This window comes from Polymorphospora sp. NPDC051019 (genome assembly GCF_040683055.1).
GTDB classification, from domain to species: domain Bacteria; phylum Actinomycetota; class Actinomycetes; order Mycobacteriales; family Micromonosporaceae; genus Polymorphospora; species Polymorphospora lycopeni.
Genome location: NZ_JBFBCH010000041.1, coordinates 1 through 26,723 on the forward strand (window position 1 = coordinate 1; position 26,723 = coordinate 26,723).

Consider the following 26,723-nt stretch of genomic DNA (forward strand, 5'->3'; position numbering starts at 1 on the left):
CGTCCGACCACCGCCCTGCCAGCCAGTGCACCGAAACCCGGCAGACCAGGTCCTGGACGACCACCAGGCTCCCGCAACCGCCGGCCCACACCCCGCCATGACGTCGGCAAAACCGTCAAGCGTGACTGACCATCGCAGCACGAAATCGACACGAGGATTAAAGAAAAAGCTAAGGGCCGGCGGCCGGTCGAGGGACGTTGTTCAGATGCATTGACAATTTCAGCGCGTTGGGCCGCCGAGGCGGGTGCCGCTGGGCCGCACTGCAGCGGGGGCGGGCTGCGGGCTCGGCTGGGATGCACGCATGACCCACATGGCGATCCCGCTGGCTGCGGTAACAACCAGTGCAAGCCCGGCCACCGGTAGGTCGACCAGGAACACCATCCGCCAGGTCATCGTCTGCGTCAGCACGCCGCTCACGACAGGCCCGAGCAGGAGAGCGGCGCCGAGCGTGAGGCCAAGAACCAGTTGGGCCTGAGAACGCCAGCGGTTCAGCTGTCTGGACACGGCGAGGAGGACGCCGATCACGGTTCCGGCCCCCAGCCCCAGGACTACCCGTCCAACCGCCATCGGCGCCGCACCTGGCGCGAGAGAGCACACCAGGCTTCCGACGACCAGGAGCAGAAGCGCCGAAACCCCGGTCGCGGTGGGCCACCGTCGGCCGAGCAGGTAGCCGGGTGCGGCCATTGCCGCCATTGCCGCGACGTACGACGCGATCAGGGTTACTGCCGTGGTCGCGGTGGAGAGTCCGAGCTCCCGCTGGATAGCGCTTCCCCATGGTCCGATGGGAGCGGTGATCAGCCCGGCGGCGAGTAGCGCTCCGAGGGTTGGGCCGGCAAGCGACCAGAGCGGGCGGACCACCAGCGGTTGGACCGGTGCGGGGTATTCCGGTGCGCTCACCCGGCGAGTATATACACCTGGGTAAATTTCGACATGAGGGTCCCCTGGGATGTGGACACCGGGTTATGCCGCTATCTGTTGCGAGGTAGTGGGTTTGAGTGCCTGTTCGTAGTCGGCGGGGGCGAGGTAGCCGAGTGCGGGGTGGCGGCGGAGGTGGTTGTGGAGGGCGATCCACCTGGACACGTCGCGGCGGGCGCTCGGTGCGCCATCGGCGGTGGTTGACGTCGAGGCCGCGGTTGAGGGCGGCGAAGTACGACTCGGCCAGGGCGTTGTCGTACGAGGATGAGACTGCTGGTCGCCGGCAGGCGGCCTGACGGGCCGTCGGTCGCCGACGGCAATGCCAGGCCGATCAGCGGCCGGTAGTCAGGTCGCGTGCGGGTGCTACTGCGACCGTACGGTCAGAATGATCTTGCCGATGTGGCCGCTCGCCTCGAGGATCCGGTGTGCCTCCGCCACCTCGGTTATCGGCAGGGTCCGGTCGGTTTGTGGGCGGATCTGCCCGTTCTCGATCAGCGGCCAAACGCGTTTCCGTACCGCTTGGACGATTTCGGCCTTCTCCGCGATTGGTCGCGCCCGCAGCGTGGTGGCCGTTACGCTGGCTCGCTTGCGTTGTAGCTGGCCAAGGTCGAGTTCGGCTCGGTCGCCCCCCTGCAGGCCGATCACGACCAGGCGGCCGCCGAGGGCCAGGACCTCGACGTTGCGGCTAAGGTAGGCGCCGCCGACCATATCGAGCACTACGTCGACACCACGGTCGCCCGTTTGCTCCCGCACCCGCGCGACAAAATCCTCGGTGTGGTACGAGATCGCCACGTCGGCGCCCAGTTCCCGGCATCTGGCGAGCTTCCTTGGGGTACCGGCGGTGACCAGCACGCGGATGCCCTCGGCCGTGGCGCGTTGGATGGCGAAGGTACCGATGCCGGAGGCACCGCCGTGCACGAGCAGCGTGTCTCCGGAGCGCAGTCCCGCGACCTGGAACAGGTTGGACTCCACGGTGCAGGAGACCTCGGGTAGTCCGGCCGCGGTGTAGAGGTCGACGCCGGTGGGGATCGGTAGTAGTTGGCTGGCCGGGACAGCGACGTACTCGGCGTATCCGCCGCCCGCCAGCAGCGCGCACACTTCGTCGCCGATCGCCCAGGCAGACACCTCCTCCCCTAGCGCAACGATTCGCCCCGAGCACTCGAGCCCGGGGTATACCGGTGCGCCGGGTGGGGGGTCGTACCTTCCCTGCCGTTGCAGGATGTCGGCTCGGTTGACCGCCGTCGCGGCGATCTCGATCACCACCTCCCCGGGTGCGGGCGTCGGATCGGGCACCTCCCTCCAGTGCAGCACCTCGGGTTCTCCATAACGAGTGATTTCGATGGCCTTCATCGTGTTCCGTCTCCACTTGGTTGGCAGGCGACTGATGTCCTCGGTCAGGGCAGGAGGATTGCCTTGACGACAGACCCTTGTTCGACGGCGTGGAGCGCGTCGACTCCCTGGTCGAGGGGGAACGAGGTCGTGAGGCCGTCCCATCGCCCCGGATCCCGCTGGAGAATCACCGCCGCCCGTTCGTAGTCCTCTCGGCTGGCTCCGTAACTGCCCAGCAGGTGCAGCTCGTGGCGGGTCACCACGTTGATGTCCACCGTGGGGATCCGTGCGAACACCGCCGGCACCACGACGGCGCCTCCGATCGCGGTCTGGCGCACGGCGCGGTCGAGCGCCTCGCCGGATCCAGAGGCCTCCAGCCACATGTCGGGGGCGAGCGGTAGGTCCTCGCCTTGGGATGTCTGAAGACCGAGCTTGGCGGCGGCGGCGAGGCGGACCGGTTGATCACGAGCGATGCCGACGAGGGTCACCCGGTGACCGAAGCTGTCCAGGAGTAGCGCCGCCATGAGCCCGATCGGCCCCGGCCCGGTGACGACGATCTCGCTGGCCCGCCCGTGCGCGGCGTCCTGCAGCTTGCTGACGGCGTGCATGGCGATGGCGAGCGGCTCGGTGAGGACGAGGGCCTGCACGGGCAAATCGTCGGGGACGACGACGAGGCGTTGTGCGGCGACGGTGAAGCAGTCGGCCGCCGCGCCGTGGAACGAGAGTCCCAGGACTTGACGGCGTGGGCAGATGTGCCGGCGGCGGGTGGCGCATACGTCGCATTCGCCGCAGCCGTCGATCGAGATTGGCACGACCCGCTGGCCGATCCATCCGGGGTCCACGTCACTGCCGACTTCGATGACGACGCCGACCGCCTCGTGCCCGAGCACCACCGAGCGTGCGACCCACTCGTAACCGATGTCCTGCTTCCAGGCGTGGACGTCGCTGCCGCAGAGTCCTACGGCTTCGGTGCGGACGAGGACCTCGCCCGCAGACGGCACCGGCCGGCGCCAGTCAATCACTGCCACGTCGCGCGGGCTGCGACTTTGCTTGACCAGTGCCCGCATGCCGTTGTCGGGCATGTCAGCGGACCAGTGAGTCGAGGTAGTCGAGTCCGATGCCGTTGCTGGCGTAGTGCCGGCGGGCGTTCTCGAGCTTGGTGAAAACGTCCTCTACCCCCTGCGGCACGCCGTTCGGATCCACGTAGATGTAGGCGCCCGAGACGTGGAAGAGGGTCCTCATCTCCTCGACGTCGTCGGGTACCTCGAGGGTGTGGATGTCGCCTGGCGGCTCGAAGCTGTAGCCGCCCTCCTCCGCCCACCAGTCGTGCTCCAGATAGTGCCAGCGTCCCTTGAGGGTGACGGCGTGCACCGGACCCGCGTGGCGGTGGCGGGACAGGATGCCCGTCTTCCGCACGCGCAGGACGTTCACGAAGTACCCGTGACTGACCGAGAACAGCAGCGGCCGGAACGAGACGTCGTCCGACTGCGGCACCCACAACCGTTCGTCGCAGTCGGCGCCGAGTACGCCGGCGATGACCAGGTCGTCCGCCTTCCCGAACGGCTGCTCACCCTGGTAGGCCAGCGGTTCGCCGGTCAGTGGATCCGTTCGTGTCGACACCGGCATCTGTGTTCACCCTTCTTGTAGCCGCCGACAGGGGCGGGCATCCCTTGGATGCGTCGGAACGAGTTCGGGTCGGCTGCCCGGATGCGACCGCGCGGGGCGCTGGGACGGGTGGCCCCGGACCGGGCCAGGTCGGCCCTCAGCCAACGGCCACCATGCTACATTAATCGAATAAGTCCTGCGACTTCGGTGCCGGGGCGGTTGGTTTACGGTGACGAGTCAGACTCGTTACGAGGGAGACGAGAAAGTGGCGAACTTCTACAAGATCGACGTACACGTCCACCTGGGAATCAGCTCGGTCCTGTCCGTGGCAGGCTCGACCGACGAGATCATCCGAAAGATGCGGCTCAACGGCATCGACCAGTCGGTCATCTCGCCGATACCTGGATACGAGGATCCGAACGGGGTCGCCGACTCACGCGCGCAGAACGACGGTATCGCCGCGGCCCTGCGGGAGCACCCGGACCACCTGGTGCGCGGGCTCGGGGTGGTGGAGCCCCGTCACGGCGCGGCCGCCCTGGACGAGGTCGACCGGGTCATGACCGACCTCGGCCTCTCGGGCCTGATGTTCCACAACGACTTCAACGGACTCCCGCTCGACCATCCGTCCATGTTCGCCATCGTCGAGCGGCTCGCCCGATACCCGGACGCCGTCGCCCAGGTGCACACGGCGCAGCACTCGGTCCTGGAGGCACCGTTCCAGCTCGGCCGGCTGGCCGACGCCTTCCCGACCGTGACGTTCCTCAACGCGCACCCCTTCATGGACACCACGCACGAGGCGGCCAGCCTCGACCTGGGCGAGCGGCACTCCAACATCGTCTTCGACACGGCCGTCTCGCACACCCAGCTCTACCCGATCGAACACGCGGTCGAGCGCCTCGGCGCGGACCGGGTGCTCTGGGCCAGCAGTAACCCGTACTACGAGACAACGCTCGACATCCCGCTCGTCGCCAACGCGGCGATCAGCGAAGACGACAAGCGGAAGCTCTTCTCCGAGAACGCCCGACGAATCTTCAAGATCGAGGAGGCGTGACAGTCATGCAGGGTTCACCCGACTTCCGCGACAGCGGTCTTGAGTTTCCGCCGGGGTTCGTGTTCGGCTCGGCGACAGCCGCGTACCAGATCGAGGGCGCGGCACACGAGGACGGACGTGCCCCCTCGATCTGGGACACCTTCAGCCGCATCCCGGGCAAGGTGGTCAACGGCGACACCGGCGACGTGGCCTGCGACCACTACCACCGGCTCGACGAAGACCTCGACCTGATGAAGTCGCTGCACCTGCAGTCGTACCGCTTCTCCATCTCCTGGTCCCGGGTCATCCCGGAGGGCACCGGGCAGATGAACAGCGCCGGCCTCGACTTCTACGACCGGGTGATCGACGGGCTGCTCGAGCGCGGAATCACCCCAACGGTGACCCTCTACCACTGGGATCTGCCCCAGGCGCTCGAGGACAACGGCGGTTGGCCGGCCCGGGACACCGCCGAGGCGTTCGGCGAATACGCCCGCCGGATGGGCGAACGCTACGGCGACCGGGTCCAGACCTGGACGACTCTCAACGAGCCGTGGTGCACCGCCCACCTCGGGTACGGGTCGGGCGTGCACGCCCCAGGCCGGCAGGATCCGGCGGACGTGTTGGCCGCCGCGCACCATCTGAACCTCGCCCACGGGCTCGCCATCCAGGCGCTGCGCGGCGTCGTGCGCAACGATCCGGATTTCTCGGTCACGCTGAACCTGCACGCACTGCGTCCGGCCGGCCCCACCGGTGCCGAGGCCGTACGCCGGATCGATGCCGTGGGCAACCGGATCTGGACCGGACCGATGCTCAGCGGCGCTTACCCCGAGGATCTCTTCGCCGACACGGCGAAGATCACCGACTGGTCGTTCGTCCGGGACGGTGACCTCGATACGATCCGGCAGCCGCTCGACGTGCTCGGGATCAACTACTACTCGACCAAGCTGGTGCAGATGTGGGACTCCGCATCCGGTGAACGGGCGGTCAGCGGCAACGCGATCCTGGCTGGGAATCCCTGGCCGGGCGCCGAGGACGTCGAGTTCCTTCCGCAGCCGGGCCCGCACACCGCGATGGGGTGGAACATCGAACCCGCTGGCCTGATGGAACTGGTCGGCTCGATCGCGCGGGCCTACCCGGAGCTGCCGTTGATGATCACCGAGAACGGTGCCGCCTTCGAGGACACAGTCGCGGCAGGCCGGGTACACGACGCGGAGCGGGTCGACTACCTGCGACGGCATCTCACGGCCGTGCACCGCCTAATCGAGGCTGGCGTGGACGTACGCGGCTACTTCGTGTGGTCGCTGCTCGACAACTATGAGTGGGCGTACGGTTATGCCAAGCGCTTCGGGATCGTTCACGTCGACTACGACACGCTCGTCCGGACGAAGAAGGACAGTGCGCTGTGGTTCGCGGAACTCGCCCGGACCGGCCGCATCCCCGAGTAGACGCCAGCCGGATCGCCAACGGCGGTCTTGACTCAAGCGGTGCTTCGACGGCGAATGCGATAGGGCAGTTCGACAACCTGCGCTTCGCCGTCGAAGCCGGCGATCCGCCTGCGCAGGGTCTGAACGGCGCGACGCCCCATCTCCTGTCGTGGCACCTCGACGGAGGTCAGACGCAGCGGTCCGGCGCTGGCAAAGCTCATGTCGTCGAAGCCGGTGATGGCGACGTCCTGGGGCACGGACAGCCCGCGCTCGTAGCACACGTCCATGACGCCTAGCGCGATGACGTCATTGCCGCAGACCACCAGGTCGACTGGGCCCTGCGAATCGAACAGGGCACGCGCCCGCTCGGCGCCGCTATCGCGTGTCAGCGCGCCGGCCCGGCCGTCCGGCAACGGCTCCAGACCCGCCTCCCGCAGCGCGGCCAGGGCTCCGGCGGTCCGGCCCGCGCTCACCGACGACCGCTCGGGGCCGCCGAAGATGGCGACGCTGCGGCGGCTCCCCACCACCTGTGCGACGAGTTCCTTGGCAGCGGCGAAGTCGTCGATGCCGACCCAGTCGGCGGGTAAGTCCTCGATCCTGCGGTTGATCAGGCCGAATGGGATGCGGCGCGCCTGTAGCTCCTTGAGCATGGAGGCGTCCTCCGGCAGAACCGCGGTGAGCAGGAGCCCTTCGCAGTGGCTGTCGACCAGCGCGGTGATCACGCGGAGTTGATCACGACCGTCGAGCCCCACCTGCGAGACGAAGACCTGGAGCCCTTCGGCCGCCGCCGCCTCGATGACGCCTGACGCGAGTTCCGGATAGAACGGGTTCGCCACGTCCGGCACGAGCAGGCCGATCGTGTCCGTGTGTCCGAGCCGCAGGCCGACAGCCAGCCGGCTGGGGCGGAAACCCATCTCGTCCGCGACCTTTGCGATGCGCTCCCGCAACTCGTCACTGACACCCGGCTGGCCATTGAGGGCATACGAAACCGTCGCCGAGGTCACGCCAACGGCCCGCGCCACGTCGCGTTGCGTGACACGTCGACGGTTTCCGCCGCTCATCTGGGTTCCTTCCCGGTGCGACACCATGGGACACCTAAAAGTACAACGCCTCGCCTCCACTGAGGTTCAGCGCGGCCCCCGTCATGTAGGAGCTGTCATCGCTTGCCAGCCAGGACACCAGCCCCGCGACGTCCGCCGGCCGGCCCATGCGACGAACCGGGATCCGGTCGCCCGCGTACGCACGCATCCAGGCCTCGGCATCCGGGTTCTCCTCACCCGTCGTCGCTGGCAGGGTGTCGAGCATGAGCTGCGTGACCATGGTGCCGGGGCACACCGCGTTGACGGTAACCCCGTACGGCCCGAGTTCCTCCGCGGCGGCCTGGGTCAGGGAGATGACGGCACCCTTGCTCGCGCTGTAGACGCCGAAGGTCGCCAGGCCACGTTTGCCGAGATAGGAGGCGATGTTGATGATCCGGCCGCCGCCGGACTCGGCCATGATCGCCCCGCCGGCACGGATGCCGTTGAACACACCACGTACGTTCACCGCCATCACGTGCTCGTAGGTCTCGTCGGTCGTCTCGATCAGCGGAAGCTGCGGCTGGCTCACCCCGGCGTTGTTGACCAGGACATCGAGTGAACCGAACCTCGCCACCACGTCGTCGAGCGCCGCACGGAGCCGCCGGCCGTCCGTGACATCGAGGACCACACCCGCATGCCGGCGGCCGGTGCGTTGCTCCAGCTCCGCGGCCAGCGCGCCCGGGTCCTGCAGATCCGCCACGACCACGGTTGCCCCGTCGTCGGCGAGGCGACGCGCCGTGGCCTCGCCGAGCCCTTGCCTGGCTCCAGTCACCACCGCGACCTTGGCGGTCAGTGTCTTCACTGGTCCTCCCTCATCCATCCTGGTTCACCGCACCGTCGAAAGTCGACGGTTTCTCGGGCAACTCGCGCACCCGACGGGAGGAGAGTCCGCCGGCATCGAGCGTGCCGACCAGGAGCGCGCCGGAGTACGGCCACCGGTCCAGTGCTGGACGGCTGAGCCCCACTCTGGCCGAGGTCACGTACGCGGTTCGCAGTCCCGCTCCCCCGAACGCCAGGCTGGTGGGCCGGGGCACCGGTAGGTCGACCTGGCCGACGAGATCACCGTCGGGGGCGAACCTGACCAGGCATGAGCCGTCCCAGATGGCTGACCAGACGTGTCCGGCGGCGTCGACCGCGAGCCCGTCGGGCATACCCGGGCCCGACCAGTCGGCGAAGACCCGCTCGTTGCGCAACCCACCATCGGCCGGGTACTCGGCGGCGAAGATACGTTTCGCCGTCGAGTCGGTGAAGTAGATGGTCGTTGCGTCCGGCGACCAGTCGATGCCGTTGCTGAGGGTCAGTCCGTCGCGCAGCACCTCGACACCGCCGAAGCCCAGCCGGTAGAGCGCGGCACTGGGCGCGTCGCGCTCCTCGTTCATGCTTCCGAACACGAACCTGCCGTACGGGTCGACCGCACCGTCGTTGAGCCGGTGCGTCGTCGGCAGACGCAACCGGCAGATCTCGCGCACCGCACGGTCGCTCTGGAGCGCCACCACCCGGTGTTCCAGCGCCGCGATGAGGCCGCCGCCAGCCAGAGGCGCGACCGAGCCGATCTTCTCCCCCAGATCGAGTTCCCCACCCGCGAGGTACCGTATCCGGCCCCGCAGACTGTCGACCCAGATCAGGCCGTCGCGGTCGCCGAGCCAGACCGGGGATTCGCCGAGCACGTCCTCAGGTGCGGTGACGGCTCTGATGCCGGCTCCGGCCGGCGGCTCGCCGCTCAGAAGAACACCGCCTCGCCGCCGGTGAGGTTGAGTGCCGCTCCGGTCACAAAAACGGCGTCGTCGCTGGCCAGCCAGGCCGCCATCGCTCCCACGTCCTGTCCGGTGCCCATCCGACCGACCGGGATGTTGGCCGCCGCGTGCTCGCGCCGGTACTTGTCCACATCCGGATTCGCCTCACCGACGAAGGTCGGGAGTTTCTCCACCCACATCGGGGTGTACATGGTGCCCGGGCAGATGCTGTTGACGGTCGTTCCGTGTCTACCCAGCTCCAGGGCGAGGGCCTGGGTCAGTGAGATGACCGCCGCCTTGGACGCGGAGTACAGGGCGTGACCGCCGATCGCCTTCTTTCCGATGTAGGAGGCGACGTTGATGATCCGCCCCCGGTCCTGTTCCCGGAATACCCGGGCCGCGGCCCGGCAGCCGTTGAACACGCCCCGCACGTTGACGTCGAGCACGAAGTCGTACTCCTCGTCGGTCAGGTCGGCGACCTCGGCGCCCGAGTCCATCACGCCGGCGTTGTTAACCATGACGTCCAGGCGGCCGTACCGGGCGACCGTGTCGGCGACGAGGTTGTCGACCTCGCGGGGCGACCGCACGTCCACGGTCGCCGTCAGGTGACCAGGCTGGGTCGGTGCGAGCTGCGCCAGTAACGGCTCGGCCGGTGTGCGGTCCGCGATGACGACCGAGGCGCCCTCGGCGGCGAAGCGCCGGGCGATTCCCTCGCCGAGTCCACGGGCGCCACCGGTCACGATCGCCACCCGGCCATCCAACATTCCCACTGCTGCCACTTTCCTTTCGGTTGTCGTTGCGGACGGCGCTGTCGGCGCAGTCTGCTCAGCCCTTGACTCCACCGGCGAGGCCTTCGACCAGGTTCCGCTCCACGAGCAGGAACAGGGCGATGAGCGGCAGGGTGGTAAGGATGCCCAGTGCCATCAGTTCGCCCCAGGACACCTGGTACTGCCCCACCAGCGAGGTGATTCCCAGCGTCACCACCCGGTTTTCCGGTGAGCTGGTCAACGACAGGGCGAAGAGGTATTCGTGCCAGGAGCCGAGGAAGGCGTAGAAGAAGACCGCGCCGATGCCCGCCCGCGCGGACGGGGCTACCACCCGGAAAAGGGCACCCACTTGGCCGCACCCGTCGATGAGCGCCGCCTCGTCGAGTTCGCGGGGCACCTTGGCGATGAATCGCCGCAACAGCCAGGTGGCGATCGGCATGGTGAGCGAGACGTGGGTGACGATCAGCACCAGCAGGGTGTCGAGCAGGCCCAGCGTCCGGAAGACGAGGAAGTACGGGATGACGAAGAGGATCGTCGGGATCATCTGCGCGAACAGCAGGAGCAGGACGAGGAGCTCACCCCATCGGCTGGCCAGACGTGACAGTCCGTACGCGGCGAGCAGCGCCACGGTGGTGCTCACCGTTGCCGACACGCCGGCGACCAGCAGGGTGTTCCCCATGATGACGGTGAAGTCGGCGCGGGTGATGACGGCGACGAAGTTCTCCAGTGTGGGGCTCGACGGCCACCAGGTCACCGGGCTGGTGTAGATCTGGGTGGCCGGCTTCAACGCCGTGGACAGCATCCAGAAGAAGGGCAGGAGCGCGAACAGCAGGAAGCACGCGACGAGTGTGTACCTGATCGCGGTGCCCGTCAGACGGGAGAGGTGGTACAGCCGCGTGGACCGGGTCGCCATCATCAGTCCTCCTCGCCTCGCGCTGCCATGCGCATGAGAAACAGGGTGGCGATCAACGCCAGCACGAACATGAGCGCCGCGAGTGCCATCGCATCGCCGAACCGGTGATACTGGAAGAACAGCCGGTACACCTGGGTGGCCAGAACCTCGGTCGCGCCGGCGGGGCCGCCGCCGGTGACCACGTCGATCATCGCGAACTCGCGGAACGCGTACAGGCCCTCCAGCGTGCCGACGAGGATGAAGATCGGTCGTACGCCCGGCCAGGTGATCGACACCAGACGTCGCAGCGGTCCGGCACCATCGACGGCAGCCGTCTCGTGCAGCTCTGCGGGGATGGTCTGCATCGCCGCGAGCAGCATCACCATGATGAACGGAAAGCCGCGCCAGACCTGGGCGAGGATGATGATCCACGGCGCCAGCTGAGGTTCACCCAACCAGCTGACCGGCTGGTCGATGATTCGCAGTTGTAGTAACAGTCCGTTGAACGCACCGGCGTTGGAGTCCATGATCCATCGCCACAGCAGTGCCGTGACGACCGTCGGAATCACCCACGGGAACATGAACGCGCTGCGCATCACCCGGCGCCCGGCCAGCCGCCCGTTCAGGAGAAGGGCGGCGCCGAAGCCGAGCGCCAGGGCCAGAACCACGGAGCCGAGGGTGAAGCGCAGTGTGTTGATCAGCGGACCGGAGAGGGTCTCCGGGCGTGCCAGAAGCGACTCGTAGTTCGTCAGGCCGGCGAACTTGAGCGAGAACAGGTTGTTGACGTCGGCGAAGCTCGCATACAGGGCGAACAGGATCGGAAAGGCGAGCAGGCCCACCATCAGAACGAGGAGCGGCCCGAAGAAGACCATCCGGATCCGCAGCGACGCCCTGGGACGGGCAACGGCCCGCCCGGCACTCCGGGCATCTCTGGGGGTTTTCTGCCGCCGCGGAGGGCTCTTGGTTGCGCTGTCCATGATCAGCTTCCCTCCTGGTTCTCCTCCCTCGACAGGCCGAGGGAGGAGAACCAGACATCGGGCCGGGCGGTGGTCAGAGTGCCTTGAGTTGGTTGCAGGCGGACTGGAATGCCCGGTCCACGGGTTGCTGGCCGGTCACGGCGGCCTGGTACGCGGTAATCAGGATCTGCCGCATCTCTGCCATGTGCGGCCCTCGAGGACGAACAAATCCGCCTTCCTCGATCAGCGTGCTGTAGGTGGACAGCAACTCGTTCTCGGTGACCGTCGGCGAGTTGAAGACAGCCGTGCGTGTGGGGACGAATCCGCCTGCCTCGGCACTGCCCTCCTGAGCCTTGTCGGTGCTCATGTACTTGATGAACTCCCAGGCCGCCCGAGGATTCTTGGCGTTCTTGGGGATAACGAAGATAAGGGCGTCCTGGTTCGCCCCGGTTTGTCCCCCAACTTCCTTCGGAGGCATGCGGGTCACCCCGATGCTGTCGCCGATACCGGGGTTGTTGCCCTCGTAGATGCCGAGCCCCCAAGGACCATCGGTGACGAAACCGACGTCGCCGGCGGCGAACTGGCGGGTCAACTCGTCGTAGCCGATGCCGGACGGGTTCGGGACCAGGCCACCCTCGGTGTAGAGCGCGGTCAGCCAGGCGAAGGTCTGCTCCGCCTGCGGGCTGCACATCTGCGCGACATACTGCGCCGGATCATCCAGCTTCACGCCACCGGCGACGTACCACGCCCAGTGCCGCTCGAAGCTGGCGGCATCCTTGCCCTGGAACACCATCGGTGTCTTGCCGGACGCCTTCACGGTCTGCAGCGCCGACCGGAAGTTCGCCCAAGAACTAACTGCGTTCTCGACGTCGACGCCGGCCTCGGCCAGCACCTTCTTGTTGTAGTAGAGGGCGTCGCTGGTGCCGTCCTCGATGGGAACTCCCCAGAGCCTGCCATCCCACTTGGCCAGGTTCCTGGCGGATTCGGTGAAGGCACCGGCGAACTCGGCGCCTTCGGCCTGCCAGTACTCGTCCACCGGCAGGAGGTAGTTCGCGTAGTCGGCGATCTCGGAGGTGGTGATCGCGACGATGTCGGGGGCTGACCCACTCAGCGCGGTGTTGACCAGCTTGGTGCCCTTGTCCGCGAAGGGAACCGGCTCACCGGTGACCTTGATGGCGCTCTGACTCGCATTGAAGGAGTCGATCCAGCTCTGGTGCAGCTGGCCGAGTGCGCCCGGGTCGGCGAGCCGCCAGCTGAGGATCGTCACGCCCCCGGAGGGCGGCCCCGACGAGGCCGCATCCGGCTCCCCGGACGAACACGCGGTAAGGGCGATAGCCACGGCCGTCATGCCGGCTATAGCTACGTGAGGCTTCGGACGCATGGTCGCTCCTTGCGTACGGCGTGGTGGGTTGACGTCGGCGGTGTGGAGGTTGCTTAATCGAATAATAGGACGTCCCAGGCTTGCTGCCAACCACCCACTTCGACTACCGACTGTAACTACAAGTCCGCACAAGAGGCAGGTGCACTCACTGTGGGAGCTTCACTACCCTTCGCCGGCATCCGCGTAGTGGATGCCTCGCAGGTGCTCGCCGCGCCCTACGCGGCCTACCAACTCGCCCTGCTCGGAGCAGAGGTAATCAAGGTGGAAAGGCCGTGTTCTCCTGATTTCGTGCGTAACGTCGGCACAGACCCGAGCCTGAACGACCAGGGCATGGGGACTCAGTTCCTGACCCAGAACGCGGGAAAGCGGTTCTTGACGCTCGACCTCAAGGACGAACGCGGCCGGGCGGTGCTCAAGGAACTCGTGCGACGAAGCGACGTGTTCCTCACCAACGCCCGGCCCGGCGCCTACGAGCGGCTCGGCATCGGCTACGCAGACCTCGCGGCCATCAATCCCGGGCTGATCCACTGCGGCATCTCGGCGTTCGGCGCCCGTGGTCCCAAGCGGGAGTACACCGGATACGAAAACGTCGTCCAGGCAACCTCGGGCTACATGTCCGCCAACGGCGACCAGCGCACTGGCCCCCTGCGCCAGGGATCGCCCGCCATCGACTACGCCACCGGAATCACCGCGGCCTTCGCCATAGCCAGCGCCCTCTTCCACCGGGACCGCACCGGCGAAGGAACGTCTATCGACGTCGGCATGATCGACGTCGCCGCCATCCTGATGGCCTGCCACGTCACCTCGCACCTTCGCGACGGGTTCGAGCCCACACCGACCGGGAACACCATGGCACTGGCCACCACGTCCACCTACCCGACCCGAGCCGGCTCGATCATGCTCGGTGCCTGCAACAAGGATCAAATGACCAGACTGTGGACCCTGCTCGGCCACCCGGAGCTGATCAAGCCCGACCCGTTCAACTCCCCCACCGCCGACTTCGACCGAGAGCACGCCACCCTCTCGAAGATCATGCTCACCCGCACCGCCGAGGAATGGGAAGAACTACTCCAGAGGAGCCACATCCCCGCGGCCCGCGTACGAGGATCACTCGCCGACGCGCTCAGCGACGTCCAATACGCCGAACGTGGCGCCTTCACACCAATCGCCGTGCCGGGCATCGACGGACCGATCGGCGTACCGCTCCTGGGCTTCATGCTCAACGGCGCCGCAACTCTGCCCAACCGGCCACCACTGCCAGCGGGCTCACATTCCCGCGACATCCTCCGCGAACTCAACTACTCAGAAGACGCCATCGCCGACCTGCTGGACGCTGGCGTCACCTCCGTACCACCTACCGCACACCGCGAAAGTTGACCTCGCCCCCCGGTCCATCCTCGTCGATACGGTAGTCGTGATCTCGATCGTCGCCCAGCGCAGGACCTGACCGACGGCGACCGTGATGCGCTCACCGGCATCGCCGGCCGGGCCCGCGATCAGGGCCTGACCGTCGACATCGGCGGCGACGCGCTGCAGGCCCCGACCGAGCTGGGCGACGACACCGGCACCCGGGGGGTCACGTTGACAACGTGGTCGGCCCGCCACAGTCGAGCAACCTGCCAGGGGCGTCTGCCGGTCATTTGTGAGCTGAGGTGTGCGTCTGCTTGCGGCGGCGGTGTTCGGCGACCCGGGTGCGTGATGCGCAGGTGGTGGAGCAGTAGCGGCGCGGGCTGCCGGGGCCGGTGCCATGGTAGAGCTTGCGGCAGTTGGCGGCCGCGCATTCGCCCCAGGTGGCGCGGCCGTGCTCGGTGAGGATCTGCGCCAGGGCCAGGGCGCTGGAGGCCAGGAACCAGTCGGCCCATCCGGCGTCGCCGCGGTCGACGTGCAGGTGCCAGGGGTGGCCGTCGTGCCGGGACAGGCGGGGGGCGGCGGCGTGGTCGGCCAAGAGCTCGTTGAGGGCGACGGCTGCCCGGTCGGTGTCGCTCTCGGTGAGGATTTCGGTCATCTTCAGAGCGGCGCCCCTCAGCTCCCGGAGGTCTGCGTCGGACAGTGCCGCTTCGGTCAGGTCCTGCGGGCCCTCGCCGTGGTGGGCCAAGAGCGACACCGCCACCTCGCGCGGCAGTTCGGGATGGGTTCGTACGGCGTTCGCGAGGTCGATCAGGCGCTGGACGGCCTGGAAGCCCTGGCTTGTCACGTCTGCACTCCTTGATCCGCGGTCCGGACGGCGGGTAGGCACCGAAAATACATACACCCTCGACTGTAACGTCTTGCAATAAGATCCCGTTACTTGGTGGAGGTGGCGATGTCAGGGCGGTCGAGAGTGCTGCGATACCTGGTGACCGCGTTCTTCGCACGGCTGGCCGATGAGGGCATGGCGGTGGCAGTGGTCATGCTGGCCGTAGACCGTACGGGCAGCGCGGCGCACGGGGCGTTCGTCCTGACGGCCTGGATGGCCCCCCATGTCTTTGCGGCTCCGCTGGCCGGCGCCGTGGCAGCACGTGCACGCCGGCCCCGGCTCTTCTACGCCGGCGCGCTCGGTGGCTTCGCCATGGCGATTTCCGCCCTGGCGATCAGCATCGGACGCATTCCCCTTCCTCTGGCCCTCGCCATCGCGGCGGCCGGGGGCTGCTGCGGGCCGATCGTCTCCGGCGGCCTGTCCAGCCTGATCACGCGGTTGCTGCCGGCGGGCGGGGAGCGCAGCCGCGCCTACTCCTGGGACGCCATGACCTACAACGCCGCCGCCGTCGCCGGCCCCGGAACCGCCGGGCTGGTCGCCTCGGCCCTCTCCCCGGCGACGGCGATGCTCGTCCTGTCGGCGGCGGCGGCGTGTGCCTGCGTGCTGACGGCACTGCTCCCGCTGCGCACTGGCGTCGAGGGCTCACCGGTGGTGCCGACGCGGCTTCGCAGGGACATGGCCGACGGTGTGAGAACGGTCTGGCAGGAAAGGGAACTGCGTGCCATCACCGCGGCCACCTGCCTGGCCTTCACCGGTATCGGTGCACTGACCACGACCAGCGTCCTTCTCGCCACAAGCCTGGGAAGCGCGGGAGCCGGCGGCTTGCTGATGACCGCGTTCGCGGTCGGCGCCATGGCCGGCACGCTCGGCATGACCCGTCTGCGGCCGACCGTGTTGCCGCAGCGGTTGGCTGTCATCGGCCTGCTCGGTACCGCTCTCGGGCTCGCCGCCGCGGCGCTGGTCTCCTCCGTCCCCGTCGCGGCAGTCTGCTTCGCCGCGGCCGGTGCGTGCGACGGTCTCGTCCTTGCCGTGACCCTCCGCATCCGCGCGGATCACTCCCCGCCGCAGTTGCGCACGCAGGTGTTCACCATCGGGGCCGGGCTGAAGATCTCCGCTGCTGCTACCGGTTCCGCTCTCGCCGGGCTGGCCACCGTCGGCACCGCACACTGGTACCTGACCGGCATCGCCCTCCTGCAGGCGGCAGCAGCACTGCTGTACACCCTGGTCAGGCGATGCTCGTGCTCGCCATGTTCGCCGCAGGAGCCGTCACGATCGCCACGACGCAGACCCGTCACCACGACCAACACCGCTGCCAGACCCGACAGCGAAGCGCCTCGGGTTCCATGAGGGCTCTGACGATGCCGCCCGAAGATGGAGACGGCTACCGGTGTGCCGTGCGGTAGGCGTCGAGCACTTCTTGTGGGATACGGCCACGTACGGAGACCTCGAAACCATTCTGGGCGGCCCAGTCACGGATCTCACGATTCTCCTGACGCCTGTCGAGGGCCGTCGCGGATCGGCTGGCCGGCCGGCTCGTGGGCGAGGCCGGTCCGCTGCGGCCGAGTCGCCGGCCGGCTTCGATGTACGGGTCGAGAGAGGTGCGTAGCTTGCCGGCGTTGGCCTCAGACAGATCGATGGTGTACTTAACACCGCCGATTCCGAACTCGACGGTCCGGTCAGCCGGCTTCCCGTCCAGGTCGTCGATGAGCGTGGTGATTACCTGCCTGGCCATGGGGTCTCCTGTTACGTCAACGCGAGTACGTGCCGGAGGGCCGGTAGCGTTCTCCTCAGCTCGAACGACAATCGCCGGCCGGCACTGCGACAAACGTCGGCTGCCGCCCAGACCCGCCACCCACAACGATTCCCGCGACCACCCCAGCCGCCCAGGCTCCCGCCACGGTCTGGATCAACCGACCCGTACTACAAATACTAAAACGATCTCGCCTTACTGAGCCTTTTTCATCGTGATCAGGGCTGGTCTGGGCAGGCTGGACGGGGTGGCGTGTCGCTGCTCCAGATAGGACGAAGCTCCCGGTAGGACAGCAGTCGACCAAGACACACCGTCCGCCACGGGAGCTTCGTTGCTTGCCTATCCTGCCAGCATCCCGCTGTCCACGCGCAGCCTGACCCGCCTGACCGACCTGATCCGGGCCCGCAGGCTCTCGCTCGGTGGCCGGTGGCGCCGGCTACCTGCGCAGCGGCAGGCGTTGATGGCCCTGGCCCACCTGCGCAACGGCGACACCCTCACCCGCCTGGCCGCCGGGTTCGGGGTATCGGTGACCACCGCGTGGCGATACCTACGAGAAGCCGTCGACCTACTCGCCACCTGCGCACCAGACATCGCCGAAGTAATGCACACGGCGGCGCGGCTGGCGTTCGCGATCCTCGACGGAACGCTGATCCCGATCGACCGGGTCGCCGACCAACGGCCCTACTACTCGGGAAAACACAAGCGGCACGGAGTCAACGTGCAGGTCCTGGCCGACCCCGCGGGCCGGCTCAAGTGGGCCTCGGCCGCGCTGCCCGGATCGACGCACGACGTGACCGCGGCCAAATCCCACGGCCTCATCGAGGCCCTGACCGGCGCGGATGTGATGACCTTCGCGGACAAGGGCTATCAAGGCGCCGGCGGCACCGTCTGGACACCGTTCAAACGCCGACGCACCCGCCTGTCCCGCCGCCAGAAGACCGTCAACCGCCACCACGCCAAGATCCGGGCCCTCGGCGAACGCGCAGTCGCGACCCTCAAAAGCTGGAGGATTCTCACCAAGCTCCGCTGCTGCCCCCGCCGCGCCACCGCGATCGTGCAGGCCATCCTCGTTCTCCAAGCCGCCGAGGACGCCCGCTACCCACGATGAAAAGGGCTCACTGATCCACGTTCGGGACGTCACCTACGACGAAGACCGCTCCCAGATCCGTACCGGCACCGGACCACAAGTCATGACCGCCCTGCGCAACGCCGCCATCGGCGCGCTACGCGCCGCCGGCGTCACCAACATCGCCGCCGCCAACCGCCACCACGCCCGCGACAGCAGCCGCCCACTGGCACTACTCGGCATCACCTAACGACTTTGCCGAGGCCCTGGGTGGGCGGCCCGCTCGGTGTCGCAGAGCAGCCCGTCGAAGTCGAACAGGAGCAGGCGCAGTGGCATGGATCAGCACCACCGTAAAAAGGGCGCAACCGGCGCGGCGGCCGCTGCGGATCACCGCCCCAGACAGCCAAGGCAACACCGTGAAGCAGACCATGCCAACGGCGTACCGACTGAACTGACCCTTCTCAACAGGGAGGTGCCCGCAGTCTCGGCTGCGGACACGTCTTCTCTGTGACATGTCCTCAAGGGCGTTCATCAATGGGCTGTCGCTGCCCGGCGAAGCGACTCCGCCCTCGGCGGCGTGCGAAGTCTCCTCATGGTCAGGCATTCTCGAAGGTGATGCCCCGCCGGTCGACCGACACCTGCTTTTCCACCACGGTGCCCAACTCTGTGGTGTACCAGCAGTAGAACGGCGTCGCGCCGAAGGGGAACACCGCCTGGTCGGGCATCGCGGCGTCGCACATCGCAGTGCCCGGCCGGGCGTTGTTGTTGGCTGCTTCGCTGTTCCACAGAAAACCCACATTCGGCCGGGACAGCACGCCGACCGAGGCGACGGCGGACCAGGTCATGTACTGGTCGGCGATCGACACCGTCACGTCCATCGGCACCGCGAGGTCGTCGAACTTCACCGTACACCTCGCCGTCACGTTGCCGGTCAAGAACTTCTTGTTGCAGGTCACGGACGTATGCGCCGGCGAGCCGGCCTGGTTCAGCACCTGTTGCTGCAACTTATACATGATCTCCGCGTGCGGTGTACCGGGAGCGCCGTAGTCCGTGGTCGTGGCGGGGCCGTCAGCGGTGTACGGGTTGGCGCTCGGCATCAGCCGGCCGGGCCGGGGCGGCTCGGCCGGCGACGAGGAAGGCGCGGTCGCGGCCGTGTCAGGACCCGAGCAGGCGACGAGGGCAAGTAGCAGCAGCGGTCCGAGGCTCATACGGAAAGATCGCATCTGGTCAGGATATCGACGAACACCACCTTGACCGGAGTACGACAAACAGCCGCGTCGGAGCAACTCTATTCCGGCAGAAGACCGTCAACCGTCACCCCGCCATGATTCGCGCTGTCGGCGAACGCGCCCTGCTGGTCGGCCGCCCGGCGGGATGCGCGCTCGTGGCGGTCGACTGCTCGGGCGTGGGCGATCGCGAGCAGCCGGTCGATCTCGGGCCGCATCTGCGGGCCGGGCATGACGATGCTGCCGAAGCCGTAGAGCGCGTAGCCCGGGTGCGGCACGACCATGTCCACCCGGACGAAGTCGAACTCATCCCGGTGCGCAGCGAATTCCTTGGGCGGAAAGGCGAACACGCGCTCGAATTCGGCTCGGCCCAGGTCCCAGGTTGAGACGGAAGACGCCGGGGCGGACGAAATGGGAGGGCTCGTCGAAGACCGACACATCATGTTCGACAATGAGCCTCTTTCATCGTGATCAGGGCTGGTCTGGGCGGACCGGGCGGGGGCGGCGTGTCGCTGCTCCAGATAGGACGAAGCTCCCGGTAGGACAGCAGTCGACCAAGACACACCGTCCGCCACGGGAGCTTCGTTGCTTGCCTATCCTGCCAGCATCCCGCTGTCCACGCGCAGCCTGACCCGCCTGACCGACCTGATCCGGGCCCGCAGGATCTCGCTCGGCGGCCGGTGGCGCCGGCTACCTGCGCAGCGGCAGGCGTTGATGGCCCTGGCCCACCTGCGCAACGGCGACACCCTCACCCGCCTGGCCGCCGGGTTCGGGGTGTCGGTGACCACCGTGTGGCGCTACCTGCGGGAAGCCGTCGACCTGCTCGCCACCTGCGCACCAGACCTCGCCGTAACGATGCGCGAGGCCACACGGCTGGCGTTCGCGATCCTGGACGGAACGCTGATCCCGATCGACCGGGTCGCCGACCAACGGCCCTACTACTCGGGAAAACACAAGCGGCACGGAGTCAACGTGCAGGTCCTGGCCGACCCCGCGGGCCGGCTCAAGTGGGCCTCGGCCGCGCTGCCCGGATCGACGCACGACGTGACCGCGGCCAAATCCCACGGCCTCATCAAGGCCCTGACCAGCGTCGATGTGATGACCTTCGCGGACAAGATATCCGATGGGCGTAACTGTCAAACAGCGACCGCTTCGGTCGAGGTCGGGAAGGCCACCGGCTCTCGGTAGTGCTCCCGTGTTTGCGGGCAGTGGTGCAGGCAGCCGAGGAAGCGGTTGAACAGGCAGCGGAAGGCTGCGGCGTGGCCGTCTCCGGCGGTTCGGCGCCGGTCGTAGTGGGCTCGCCACGCCGGGTGACAGATTGAGTGCTGACAGTCCCCAGGTGAAGCCGACCGCGGCGAGTCTGTCGTTCTTGATCCGGCGTTGCGAGACGATGAGGCTGCGGCCGGAGGCACGGGTCACCGGTGCCGCGCCGGCGAGAGCTTTCAAAGATCGCGCATCGGCGAATCGGGTACGGCCGTCGCCGATCTCGGCCAGCAGCCGGGCGCCGGCCTGGGCTGCGATGCCGGGAAAGCTGGTGATGATCTCGTAGTCCGGGTGCTGTCGGAACGACGCCTCGACTGCCGCCGACAAGTGGTCGACGGTCTCGCACTGCGTGGTGAGCGTGGCGAGCAACCGCAAGGCTTGGACGCCCATCGCCTGCTCGACGAGCGGATCCTGACGTAGGTGGGGCCGGCGCAGGATCGTGTGAAGCTCGGCGGCGGCCTGGTCGATGTTGCGGGAACGGCCAGCCCTGCGTAGCGCGGCCGCGATACGGGCCGTGGACGCCGTGAGCGCCGCGGCGGGAGTCGGGGCCAGCTCGATCAGGACTCGAGTCAGCGGCGTGGCCAAGCTGCCGCTGCGGTTGGCGGCAGCCTCGAGCATGGCCGGGGTAATACTCGCGCAGCAGGGACCGCAGCTCGTTGCCGACCCGGGTGCGCCGCCACGTGGCGTCCTGGCAGGCCCGGGCGAGGACCGCGATCGAGCGGGCGAGTTCGGTGTCAACGGGCAGCGGCCAATGCACGTGCAGTCAGCGTGATCAGCACCGCGGGCAGCTTCGGCCAGGAGCACCCGGCCTGGACCAGATAGACGATCGCGGCCAGGACTGCCCGGCCATCAGCCCGCCGCTTCCCACCACCCTGCGGCCGCACCGCCGGGACCGGGATCAACGGCTGGGCTTCCTGCCAGAAGTCGTCCGGAGCCCCGGTCCGCACCATGTCGTCCGCATCGACCATCACGCAAAGAGGATGGCAAGCCAGCACATCACCATCTGAGATGGGGACACCATGATCAAAACCAACCCGGACAGGCCTTGCCGCCGCTGGACGGGCCGGGACGCGAAGGATGCTCGTCGCACGAGCACCCACCGAGCACCCAACCATCCACAAGAGACGGAACGAGCAAGGGGCCTGACCAGCATTCCAGCAGGTCAGACCACTATTGATCTTGCGCGCCCGAAGGGACTCGAACCCCTAACCTCTGATCCGCAGGTCTTTGGCCTGCCTCGCGCCCGCGACAGAGCGATGCCCTCACGTTCGCTGAGCGACAGATAGCGGCCCGACACCGTCGGCGACATGGAAGGATTCACGCCGCCAGCGTGCCGGAACCACCGGAATCCGACCGGCGACGGCACGCCCTCTGCCACGGCCGCGTCCTCGGTCATCACACCGCGACTGATCGCAGCCCAGAACTTGACCCGGTCCTCATGCCACGCCACTGTCGGCCGACCCGGCGAGGGAATCTGACCCGATACTCCCGAACCCGCTTCTGCCCCGGCCCACCACTGCCCACCGCTCCACCTCTCCGACAAGGTGTTGCGACGATCAGTTGGATCCGCCCAGTGATCGCGTGTACGACCGGCAGCCAAGGCCGCAGGAGCGGAGTCAGCAGGTGTTCCCGCAGGCTGGCCAGCTCCGTGCAGACGGGGGTGACCATTTCCACCGTGTGCCGAAACCTTTGGCGGCTCTGTGGCCCGGGACGTCACCCCGGCTCTGACGGCGGTCCGGCTGCCCCTGATACAGGTGGGGCACAGGCGATTTCGCTGGCACTGGGCGGGGACAGCGGCACTCTGGGTCGGGGTGCTGGCGACCGGAATCATCCGCCCGATCGGCGCCGTTCAGATGATGAAGTGGGTCCAGTAGGCGAGCCAGACGACGAACAGGACGCCCTGGAGCAGCGCGAGCGCGGCGGTCAACCAGACGTCGACCTTGGGCCGCCGCGCCCAGGAGGCCAGCACGAGGGCCACCGGGAATACGGCGAGCAGGTAGCGCAGCAGGCTCTTGTAGACGGGTGGGCCCATCGACAGCGGCACCAGCACCATCATCACCCCATACACCAGGTAGGGCATGCCCAGGCGGCGGGCGCCGGTGACGAGGACGGCCAGGACCACGACGGCGATCCAGACCCGTACGGCGTCCCGCGGCGCTGTCCCGGTCACACCGTGCCAGAGCACGCCGAACGGGTTCTGCACGCGGATGTTCCAGCCCTCCTCCTGGGCATGCTTGTAGGCGAACCAGTCCCCACTCTGCCACCGGCAGAACGCCATGAAGGTGAGCCAGCCGGCAGGCAGCAGCAGCAGGGGCCATCCGGTACGCAGGTACCCCCGCAGGGCGCGTGGGCCCAGCCGGTAGCCGCCCTGCCCGAGCAGTAGCAAGGCCAGCGGGAGGACCACGAAGAACCCGGCCGACCTGCTCAGCGCGAGGAAGAAGCCGACCACGCCGACCAACGGCCACCGCCGCTTCTCCGCGTAGTAGAAGGTCGCCAGTGCCAGGCAGAGGAAGAGCGACTCCGTGAGCGCCGCGTGGAACAGGAAGGCGGTGGGCAGCAGCACCAGATACCGCACGAACCGCCTCGCCGCCCGGTCACCGCCACCGTCGGTGGCGCTACCGCCGGCAGCGCCGGTGGTAGCGCCCGTCAGCAGGCGCTCGCCGAGCTGGTGGGCGTAGTAGAGCACGCCGACGAAGGCCGCGTTGGCGACGACCAGCAGCGCCAGCGTGGTATCGCCACCCAGCAGCGGGGCCAGCGGCCGGGCGAGGAACGGGTACAGCAGGGGGAAGCCGAAGTCCCGCCACGGCTGGTCGAGCGGCAGCCGGGCCAGGTGGTCGTAAAGGAATGAGTCCCAGGCGAACCAGAGCGACAGCCACCGGTGCGGCGAGACCTCCCGCTGCTGCTGGCGCATCAGCACATCGTCCGGCGGCGGCGCCCAGGGAATCTCGTCGAAGGCGGCGAGCGTAAGCACTCCGACCAGACTGAGGGCGACCTTGGTGCCGACGAAGACCGCGAGCACGTACGGCCAGGGTGCGGGCACCCGAGCAAGCAGCTGGCCCACCCGGCCCGTCCCGACCATCCGTCCCCCGACCGTCCCGCACGAATCGGCGCCGCGTACCCGGTACGGAGCCGACCACACCCTGCTCCTGGCATGTGTCACGGCCGACGTAGCGGGTAAGCGGCCAGCCGTCCGACCGATCGGGTGAGGGAGGCGGCGGGGCGTGGGCGACGAGCACGGCACCGTGGTGATCGGTGCGGGCCCTGCGGGCCTGACCGCGGCGTACGAACTGCTCCATCGAGGCGCTCCGGTGCGGGTGTTCGAGGCCGACGAGGTAGTCGGCGGCATCAGCCGGACCGTGGAGCGGGACGGGTGGCGCTTCGACATCGGCGGGCACCGGTTCTTCACGAAGGTGTCCCGGGTCGAGAACTTCTGGCACGAGATCCTGCCCGACGAGGACTTCCTGCTCCGCCCCCGGATGAGCCGGATCCACTACCGGGGAGCGCTCTACGACTACCCGCTGAATGCCGGCAACGCGCTGCGCAACCTGGGGCTCTGGGAGGCTGCCCGATGCATGGGCTCGTACGCGCGGGCGCGACTGCGGCCACCGAGGGACCAGTCACACTTCGAGGGATGGGTCTCGGCCCGGTTCGGCTGGCGGCTGTACTCGATCTTCTTCAAGACCTACACGGAGAAGGTATGGGGCATGCCGGCCGACCGACTGCGGGCGGACTGGGCGGCCCAGCGGATCAAGAACCTGTCACTGGCCAAGGCGATCCGCAACGCGGTACTACCGAAACGTAACCGCAAGGACGTCACCAGCCTGATCGAGGAATTCCAGTACCCGAAGCTGGGACCCGGGATGATGTGGGAACGCTGCGCCGAGGAGGTACGACGACGCGGCGGCACGGTGCAGACCGGCACCTCGGTGACCGCCGTCCACCGCGACCCGCAGCGGCGTCGCGCGGTCGCGGTCACCGTCGACGGCGCCGCCGGGCGGCGCACCGAGCCGGCCGCCCACATCGTCTCTTCGATGCCCATCTCCGAACTGGTGGCCGCTCTGCGTCCAGCCCCGCCGCCGGAGGTCCGGGCCGCAGCCCAGGACCTGCGCTACCGGGACTTCCTCACCGTGGCGCTGGTCGTGCCGTCGGAGTTCTCATTCCCCGACAATTGGATCTACGTGCACGACCCGGGCGTGAAGGTGGGCCGCATCCAGAACTTCGGCTCCTGGTCGTCGTATCTGGTGAAGGACGGCCGCACCTGCCTCGGCCTCGAGTACTTCGTGTCGGCGGACGACGAGACCTGGCGGACACCCGACGCCGACCTGATCGTCGCCGCGACCACGGAGTTGGAGAAGCTGGGGCTGACCCGCCCCGGGGTCGTCGAGGCCGGCTACGTCGTGCGGATGCCGAAGGCGTACCCGGTTTACGACGAACGCTACGAACGCAACGTCGACGTGATCCGGCAGTGGCTGGCACGGGAGGTGCCGAACGTGCACCCGGTCGGACGCAACGGTATGCACCGCTACAACAACCAGGACCACTCGATGCTGACGGCGATGCTCACCGCCGAGAACATCGCCCAGGCCGCCGGCCACGACGTCTGGTCGGTCAACGTGGAGCAGGACTACCACGAGGAGCCGGCCAAAGGCGACGGGCGCCGCAGCACCGGCCGCGAGGCACCGCTGACACCAGCCCCACCGCTGCCCGCGACCACCGCGGCAGCCGCCGTCCACCGCGACGGCCAATCAAGCCAGCCGCCATGACGGCGATCGCGCCCACGCCTCGGAAGGTGACCGGCTCGATCATCGGGCCCGTCGCCGAGCGCACCGGACGTGAGCAGGCCGACCTGGCCCGCATCCCACGGCGCCGCCGGCGGGCGCCACGATCCTGACCCGCCGCTTCCGCGCCGCCCGCTCTACCGGGCAATCGACCGGGCCGGCAACACCTCGAAGCAGCGCTCGCTGTGGCTGCGGGTGGACCGCACCGGGCCGACAGTCGAGGTCGAGGGCATCACCGACGGCACCTCGTACGTCGACTCGGGCACGCTGACTCCGAACTGGACGGTCAGTAACTCCACCTCCGGCGCGGCCGGCACCAACAATTTCGCCCTGCTCGACGGAAACCAGATCCGACGCGACAAAACGATCAAAGTGGCCGACCTGCCACTGGGCGAGCACACCTTGATGATCACCGCCAAGTACCAAGCCGGCAACGTCACCACAAAAACGGTCAAGTTCACCACCACCACGTCGCTGACCGACCTGCATACGCTCGTCAACGGCTACCCAGCCACCAGGACAATCTCGGCCACCCAAGGCAGACCAACTCAGCGCCAGCCTCAACCAGGCCGCGGCCGCCCTGAGCGCCGGCGACAAGGCCACCGCGGTGACCGCACTGAACACCTTCCTCAACCACGCCAACACCCTCAACGCCCCCAGGCCACGGGCACTACTGGTCCGCGACGGGCAAGCCCTGATCATCTCAATCCGTACCTGACCCGCGAAACGGCGTAGCGGGGGCAGATTGGGCGGCACCCAATCCGCCCCGCGGCCCATCACATACCTGGCGGGCGTCGCGATCGGGCCGGACGAGCGGCGACCCAGCTACGCAACGTCTCCCGATTGACCCCGAGATCGTCAGCGACCTGCGCGATCGTCGTCCCCGGTCGAGACCGGTACAGCGCCACCGCGTCGGCCTTGAACTGCGCGGGATAGTGCTTCATCACCATCTGTCAGGAACTCCTGATCTCCCCGGACCATCACGATCCAAGGTTCAAGTGTCCAAGATCAGGGGGCAACACCCTGGGTCGATCGCCGCCGGTCTACCCACAGTCACCTACCGGCCGCTGCCCGGCCACGGCAGAGCGAACGGCGGCAGCACTACGCAAGACTGGACTCACCACGTACGTCGAATCGGAACAGCACCTCGAACCCGCCTTGACAGCGCTCCTCGCCGACGGTGCCCCCACCCCCGAATGCGCGGACGCCCGCTACCGACATGACCGCAGTGGTCGCGGAGGCCATCCTCGCCCCGTCCGGTAGACGTGCGGCATCCCGGAAACAGTGACCGAT

Annotated in this window: 25 protein-coding genes and 5 pseudogenes; 10 read left to right on the forward strand and 20 right to left on the reverse strand. The window is 68.0% G+C overall.

Annotated features, from left to right (window positions below; all coding sequences use genetic code 11):
• Window positions 1-219 precede the first annotated feature (219 nt).
• The 4 genes from AB0M79_RS35840 to AB0M79_RS35855 form a co-directional block, all read right to left on the reverse strand.
• On the reverse strand, window positions 220-897 hold the full coding sequence (locus AB0M79_RS35840; RefSeq protein ID WP_364223135.1) for an MFS transporter: 678 nt from the start codon (window positions 895-897) through the stop codon (window positions 220-222).
• 381 nt (window positions 898-1,278) lie between these two features.
• The gene (locus tag AB0M79_RS35845; RefSeq protein WP_364223138.1) at window positions 1,279-2,265 is read right to left on the reverse strand and encodes an NAD(P)H-quinone oxidoreductase; all 987 of its coding nucleotides are present in this window, start codon (window positions 2,263-2,265) and stop codon (window positions 1,279-1,281) included.
• 44 nt (window positions 2,266-2,309) lie between these two features.
• The gene (locus tag AB0M79_RS35850; RefSeq protein WP_364223141.1) at window positions 2,310-3,326 is read right to left on the reverse strand and encodes an alcohol dehydrogenase catalytic domain-containing protein; all 1,017 of its coding nucleotides are present in this window, start codon (window positions 3,324-3,326) and stop codon (window positions 2,310-2,312) included.
• Window position 3,327: 1 nt separating this feature from the next.
• A complete protein-coding gene (locus tag AB0M79_RS35855) occupies window positions 3,328-3,864 on the reverse strand; it encodes a 2,4'-dihydroxyacetophenone dioxygenase family protein (protein WP_364223144.1) in 537 nt (178 codons plus the stop codon).
• Between the two features lie 250 nt (window positions 3,865-4,114).
• Here AB0M79_RS35855 and AB0M79_RS35860 point away from each other — a divergent pair, with 250 nt between their 5' ends.
• Together AB0M79_RS35860 and AB0M79_RS35865 are read left to right on the forward strand one after the other, a co-directional pair.
• Complete coding sequence (locus AB0M79_RS35860) at window positions 4,115-4,900, forward strand: amidohydrolase family protein (protein ID WP_364223147.1); 786 nt, start codon at window positions 4,115-4,117, stop codon at window positions 4,898-4,900.
• A 5-nt stretch (window positions 4,901-4,905) separates the two neighbouring features.
• The gene (locus AB0M79_RS35865) at window positions 4,906-6,324 is read left to right on the forward strand and encodes a GH1 family beta-glucosidase (protein ID WP_364223150.1); all 1,419 of its coding nucleotides are present in this window, start codon (window positions 4,906-4,908) and stop codon (window positions 6,322-6,324) included.
• A gap of 32 nt (window positions 6,325-6,356) precedes the next feature.
• On the opposite strand, the gene AB0M79_RS35870 is transcribed toward AB0M79_RS35865, so the two are convergent.
• From AB0M79_RS35870 to AB0M79_RS35900, 7 genes are all read right to left on the reverse strand, one after another.
• On the reverse strand, window positions 6,357-7,364 hold the full coding sequence (locus AB0M79_RS35870) for a LacI family DNA-binding transcriptional regulator (protein ID WP_364223153.1): 1,008 nt from the start codon (window positions 7,362-7,364) through the stop codon (window positions 6,357-6,359).
• A 34-nt stretch (window positions 7,365-7,398) separates the two neighbouring features.
• Window positions 7,399-8,184, reverse strand: a complete 786-nt coding sequence (locus AB0M79_RS35875) for an SDR family NAD(P)-dependent oxidoreductase (protein WP_364223156.1) — start codon at window positions 8,182-8,184, stop codon at window positions 7,399-7,401.
• Between the two features lie 10 nt (window positions 8,185-8,194).
• The gene (locus AB0M79_RS35880; RefSeq protein WP_364223159.1) at window positions 8,195-9,049 is read right to left on the reverse strand and encodes an SMP-30/gluconolactonase/LRE family protein; all 855 of its coding nucleotides are present in this window, start codon (window positions 9,047-9,049) and stop codon (window positions 8,195-8,197) included.
• Between the two features lie 53 nt (window positions 9,050-9,102).
• On the reverse strand, window positions 9,103-9,879 hold the full coding sequence (locus AB0M79_RS35885; RefSeq protein WP_364223202.1) for an SDR family NAD(P)-dependent oxidoreductase: 777 nt from the start codon (window positions 9,877-9,879) through the stop codon (window positions 9,103-9,105).
• 61 nt (window positions 9,880-9,940) lie between these two features.
• Window positions 9,941-10,798 carry a carbohydrate ABC transporter permease gene (locus AB0M79_RS35890; RefSeq protein WP_364223162.1) on the reverse strand — a complete coding sequence of 286 codons (858 nt, stop codon included), beginning with the start codon at window positions 10,796-10,798 and terminating at the stop codon, window positions 9,941-9,943.
• On the reverse strand, window positions 10,798-11,751 hold the full coding sequence (locus AB0M79_RS35895) for a sugar ABC transporter permease (protein WP_364223165.1): 954 nt from the start codon (window positions 11,749-11,751) through the stop codon (window positions 10,798-10,800). Before AB0M79_RS35895 ends, AB0M79_RS35890 begins: the two co-directional genes overlap by 1 nt.
• Window positions 11,752-11,824: 73 nt before the next feature.
• On the reverse strand, window positions 11,825-12,997 hold the full coding sequence (locus AB0M79_RS35900) for an extracellular solute-binding protein (protein ID WP_364223168.1): 1,173 nt from the start codon (window positions 12,995-12,997) through the stop codon (window positions 11,825-11,827).
• Between the two features lie 264 nt (window positions 12,998-13,261).
• Here AB0M79_RS35900 and AB0M79_RS35905 point away from each other — a divergent pair, with 264 nt between their 5' ends.
• On the forward strand, window positions 13,262-14,488 hold the full coding sequence (locus tag AB0M79_RS35905; protein ID WP_364223171.1) for a CoA transferase: 1,227 nt from the start codon (window positions 13,262-13,264) through the stop codon (window positions 14,486-14,488).
• Between the two features lie 259 nt (window positions 14,489-14,747).
• On the opposite strand, the gene AB0M79_RS35910 is transcribed toward AB0M79_RS35905, so the two are convergent.
• Entirely contained in the window at window positions 14,748-15,305 is a 558-nt protein-coding gene (locus tag AB0M79_RS35910) for a CGNR zinc finger domain-containing protein (RefSeq protein WP_364223174.1), read from the reverse strand.
• A 141-nt stretch (window positions 15,306-15,446) separates the two neighbouring features.
• Here AB0M79_RS35910 and AB0M79_RS35915 point away from each other — a divergent pair, with 141 nt between their 5' ends.
• Entirely contained in the window at window positions 15,447-16,694 is a 1,248-nt protein-coding gene (locus AB0M79_RS35915) for an MFS transporter (protein WP_364223177.1), read from the forward strand.
• A gap of 34 nt (window positions 16,695-16,728) precedes the next feature.
• Here the strand turns inward: AB0M79_RS35915 and AB0M79_RS35920 are convergent, their stop codons facing one another.
• A complete protein-coding gene (locus tag AB0M79_RS35920) occupies window positions 16,729-17,079 on the reverse strand; it encodes an Lsr2 family protein (RefSeq protein ID WP_364223180.1) in 351 nt (116 codons plus the stop codon).
• A 349-nt stretch (window positions 17,080-17,428) separates the two neighbouring features.
• Here AB0M79_RS35920 and AB0M79_RS35925 point away from each other — a divergent pair, with 349 nt between their 5' ends.
• Both AB0M79_RS35925 and AB0M79_RS35930 read left to right on the forward strand, forming a co-directional pair.
• The gene (locus AB0M79_RS35925) at window positions 17,429-18,205 is read left to right on the forward strand and encodes a transposase family protein (protein WP_364223183.1); all 777 of its coding nucleotides are present in this window, start codon (window positions 17,429-17,431) and stop codon (window positions 18,203-18,205) included.
• Between the two features lie 82 nt (window positions 18,206-18,287).
• Entirely contained in the window at window positions 18,288-18,413 is a 126-nt protein-coding gene (locus tag AB0M79_RS35930) for a hypothetical protein (RefSeq protein ID WP_364223186.1), read from the forward strand.
• 346 nt (window positions 18,414-18,759) lie between these two features.
• Here AB0M79_RS35930 and AB0M79_RS35935 read toward each other — a convergent pair whose 3' ends face one another.
• Window positions 18,760-19,371: a hypothetical protein gene (locus AB0M79_RS35935; protein ID WP_364223189.1), complete on the reverse strand. Its 612-nt coding sequence runs from the start codon at window positions 19,369-19,371 to the stop codon at window positions 18,760-18,762.
• Between the two features lie 80 nt (window positions 19,372-19,451).
• Complete coding sequence (locus AB0M79_RS35940) at window positions 19,452-19,739, reverse strand: DUF6194 family protein (RefSeq protein WP_364223191.1); 288 nt, start codon at window positions 19,737-19,739, stop codon at window positions 19,452-19,454.
• Window positions 19,740-19,974: 235 nt separating this feature from the next.
• Here AB0M79_RS35940 and AB0M79_RS35945 point away from each other — a divergent pair.
• A pseudogene (locus AB0M79_RS35945) lies at window positions 19,975-20,505 on the forward strand (transposase family protein); the annotation flags it as partial.
• A 300-nt stretch (window positions 20,506-20,805) separates the two neighbouring features.
• Here AB0M79_RS35945 and AB0M79_RS35950 read toward each other — a convergent pair.
• From AB0M79_RS35950 to AB0M79_RS35965, 4 genes and pseudogenes are all read right to left on the reverse strand, one after another.
• A pseudogene (locus tag AB0M79_RS35950) lies at window positions 20,806-21,270 on the reverse strand (transposase); the annotation flags it as partial.
• 116 nt (window positions 21,271-21,386) lie between these two features.
• Window positions 21,387-21,620 carry a transposase gene (locus tag AB0M79_RS35955; RefSeq protein WP_364223205.1) on the reverse strand — a complete coding sequence of 78 codons (234 nt, stop codon included), beginning with the start codon at window positions 21,618-21,620 and terminating at the stop codon, window positions 21,387-21,389.
• Window positions 21,621-21,889: 269 nt separating this feature from the next.
• Window positions 21,890-22,126, reverse strand: a pseudogene (locus AB0M79_RS35960) (IS30 family transposase); the annotation flags it as partial.
• 375 nt (window positions 22,127-22,501) lie between these two features.
• Window positions 22,502-23,692 (reverse strand): hypothetical protein, encoded by a 1,191-nt coding sequence (locus tag AB0M79_RS35965; RefSeq protein WP_364223193.1) that lies wholly within the window; start codon window positions 23,690-23,692, stop codon window positions 22,502-22,504.
• 181 nt (window positions 23,693-23,873) lie between these two features.
• Between AB0M79_RS35965 and AB0M79_RS35970 the strand changes: the two genes are divergently transcribed.
• Both AB0M79_RS35970 and AB0M79_RS35975 read left to right on the forward strand, forming a co-directional pair.
• Window positions 23,874-25,415: an NAD(P)/FAD-dependent oxidoreductase gene (locus AB0M79_RS35970; protein ID WP_364223196.1), complete on the forward strand. Its 1,542-nt coding sequence runs from the start codon at window positions 23,874-23,876 to the stop codon at window positions 25,413-25,415.
• Between the two features lie 69 nt (window positions 25,416-25,484).
• Window positions 25,485-26,165, forward strand: coding sequence for a hypothetical protein (locus AB0M79_RS35975; RefSeq protein WP_364223199.1), 681 nt, complete (start codon window positions 25,485-25,487; stop codon window positions 26,163-26,165).
• 77 nt (window positions 26,166-26,242) lie between these two features.
• Here AB0M79_RS35975 and AB0M79_RS35980 read toward each other — a convergent pair.
• A pseudogene (locus tag AB0M79_RS35980) lies at window positions 26,243-26,380 on the reverse strand (transposase); the annotation flags it as partial.
• Window positions 26,381-26,458: 78 nt separating this feature from the next.
• Between AB0M79_RS35980 and AB0M79_RS35985 the strand changes: the two are divergent.
• Window positions 26,459-26,600: pseudogene (locus AB0M79_RS35985) on the forward strand (UDP-N-acetylglucosamine--LPS N-acetylglucosamine transferase); the annotation flags it as partial.
• Window positions 26,601-26,723 lie beyond the last annotated feature (123 nt).

Coding starts and splice junctions, on each gene's coding strand:
- AB0M79_RS35955 (WP_364223205.1), bottom strand. CDS start 21,620: ATGGTCGATGCGGACGACATGGTGCGGACCGGGGCTCCGGACGACTTC.
- AB0M79_RS35930 (WP_364223186.1), top strand. CDS start 18,288: ATGACCGCCCTGCGCAACGCCGCCATCGGCGCGCTACGCGCCGCCGGC.
- AB0M79_RS35870 (WP_364223153.1), bottom strand. CDS start 7,364: ATGAGCGGCGGAAACCGTCGACGTGTCACGCAACGCGACGTGGCGCGG.
- AB0M79_RS35890 (WP_364223162.1), bottom strand. CDS start 10,798: ATGATGGCGACCCGGTCCACGCGGCTGTACCACCTCTCCCGTCTGACG.
- AB0M79_RS35895 (WP_364223165.1), bottom strand. CDS start 11,751: ATGGACAGCGCAACCAAGAGCCCTCCGCGGCGGCAGAAAACCCCCAGA.
- AB0M79_RS35935 (WP_364223189.1), bottom strand. CDS start 19,371: ATGAGCCTCGGACCGCTGCTGCTACTTGCCCTCGTCGCCTGCTCGGGT.
- AB0M79_RS35850 (WP_364223141.1), bottom strand. CDS start 3,326: ATGCCCGACAACGGCATGCGGGCACTGGTCAAGCAAAGTCGCAGCCCG.
- AB0M79_RS35865 (WP_364223150.1), top strand. CDS start 4,906: ATGCAGGGTTCACCCGACTTCCGCGACAGCGGTCTTGAGTTTCCGCCG.
- AB0M79_RS35845 (WP_364223138.1), bottom strand. CDS start 2,265: ATGAAGGCCATCGAAATCACTCGTTATGGAGAACCCGAGGTGCTGCAC.
- AB0M79_RS35885 (WP_364223202.1), bottom strand. CDS start 9,879: ATGTTGGATGGCCGGGTGGCGATCGTGACCGGTGGCGCCCGTGGACTC.
- AB0M79_RS35920 (WP_364223180.1), bottom strand. CDS start 17,079: ATGGCCAGGCAGGTAATCACCACGCTCATCGACGACCTGGACGGGAAG.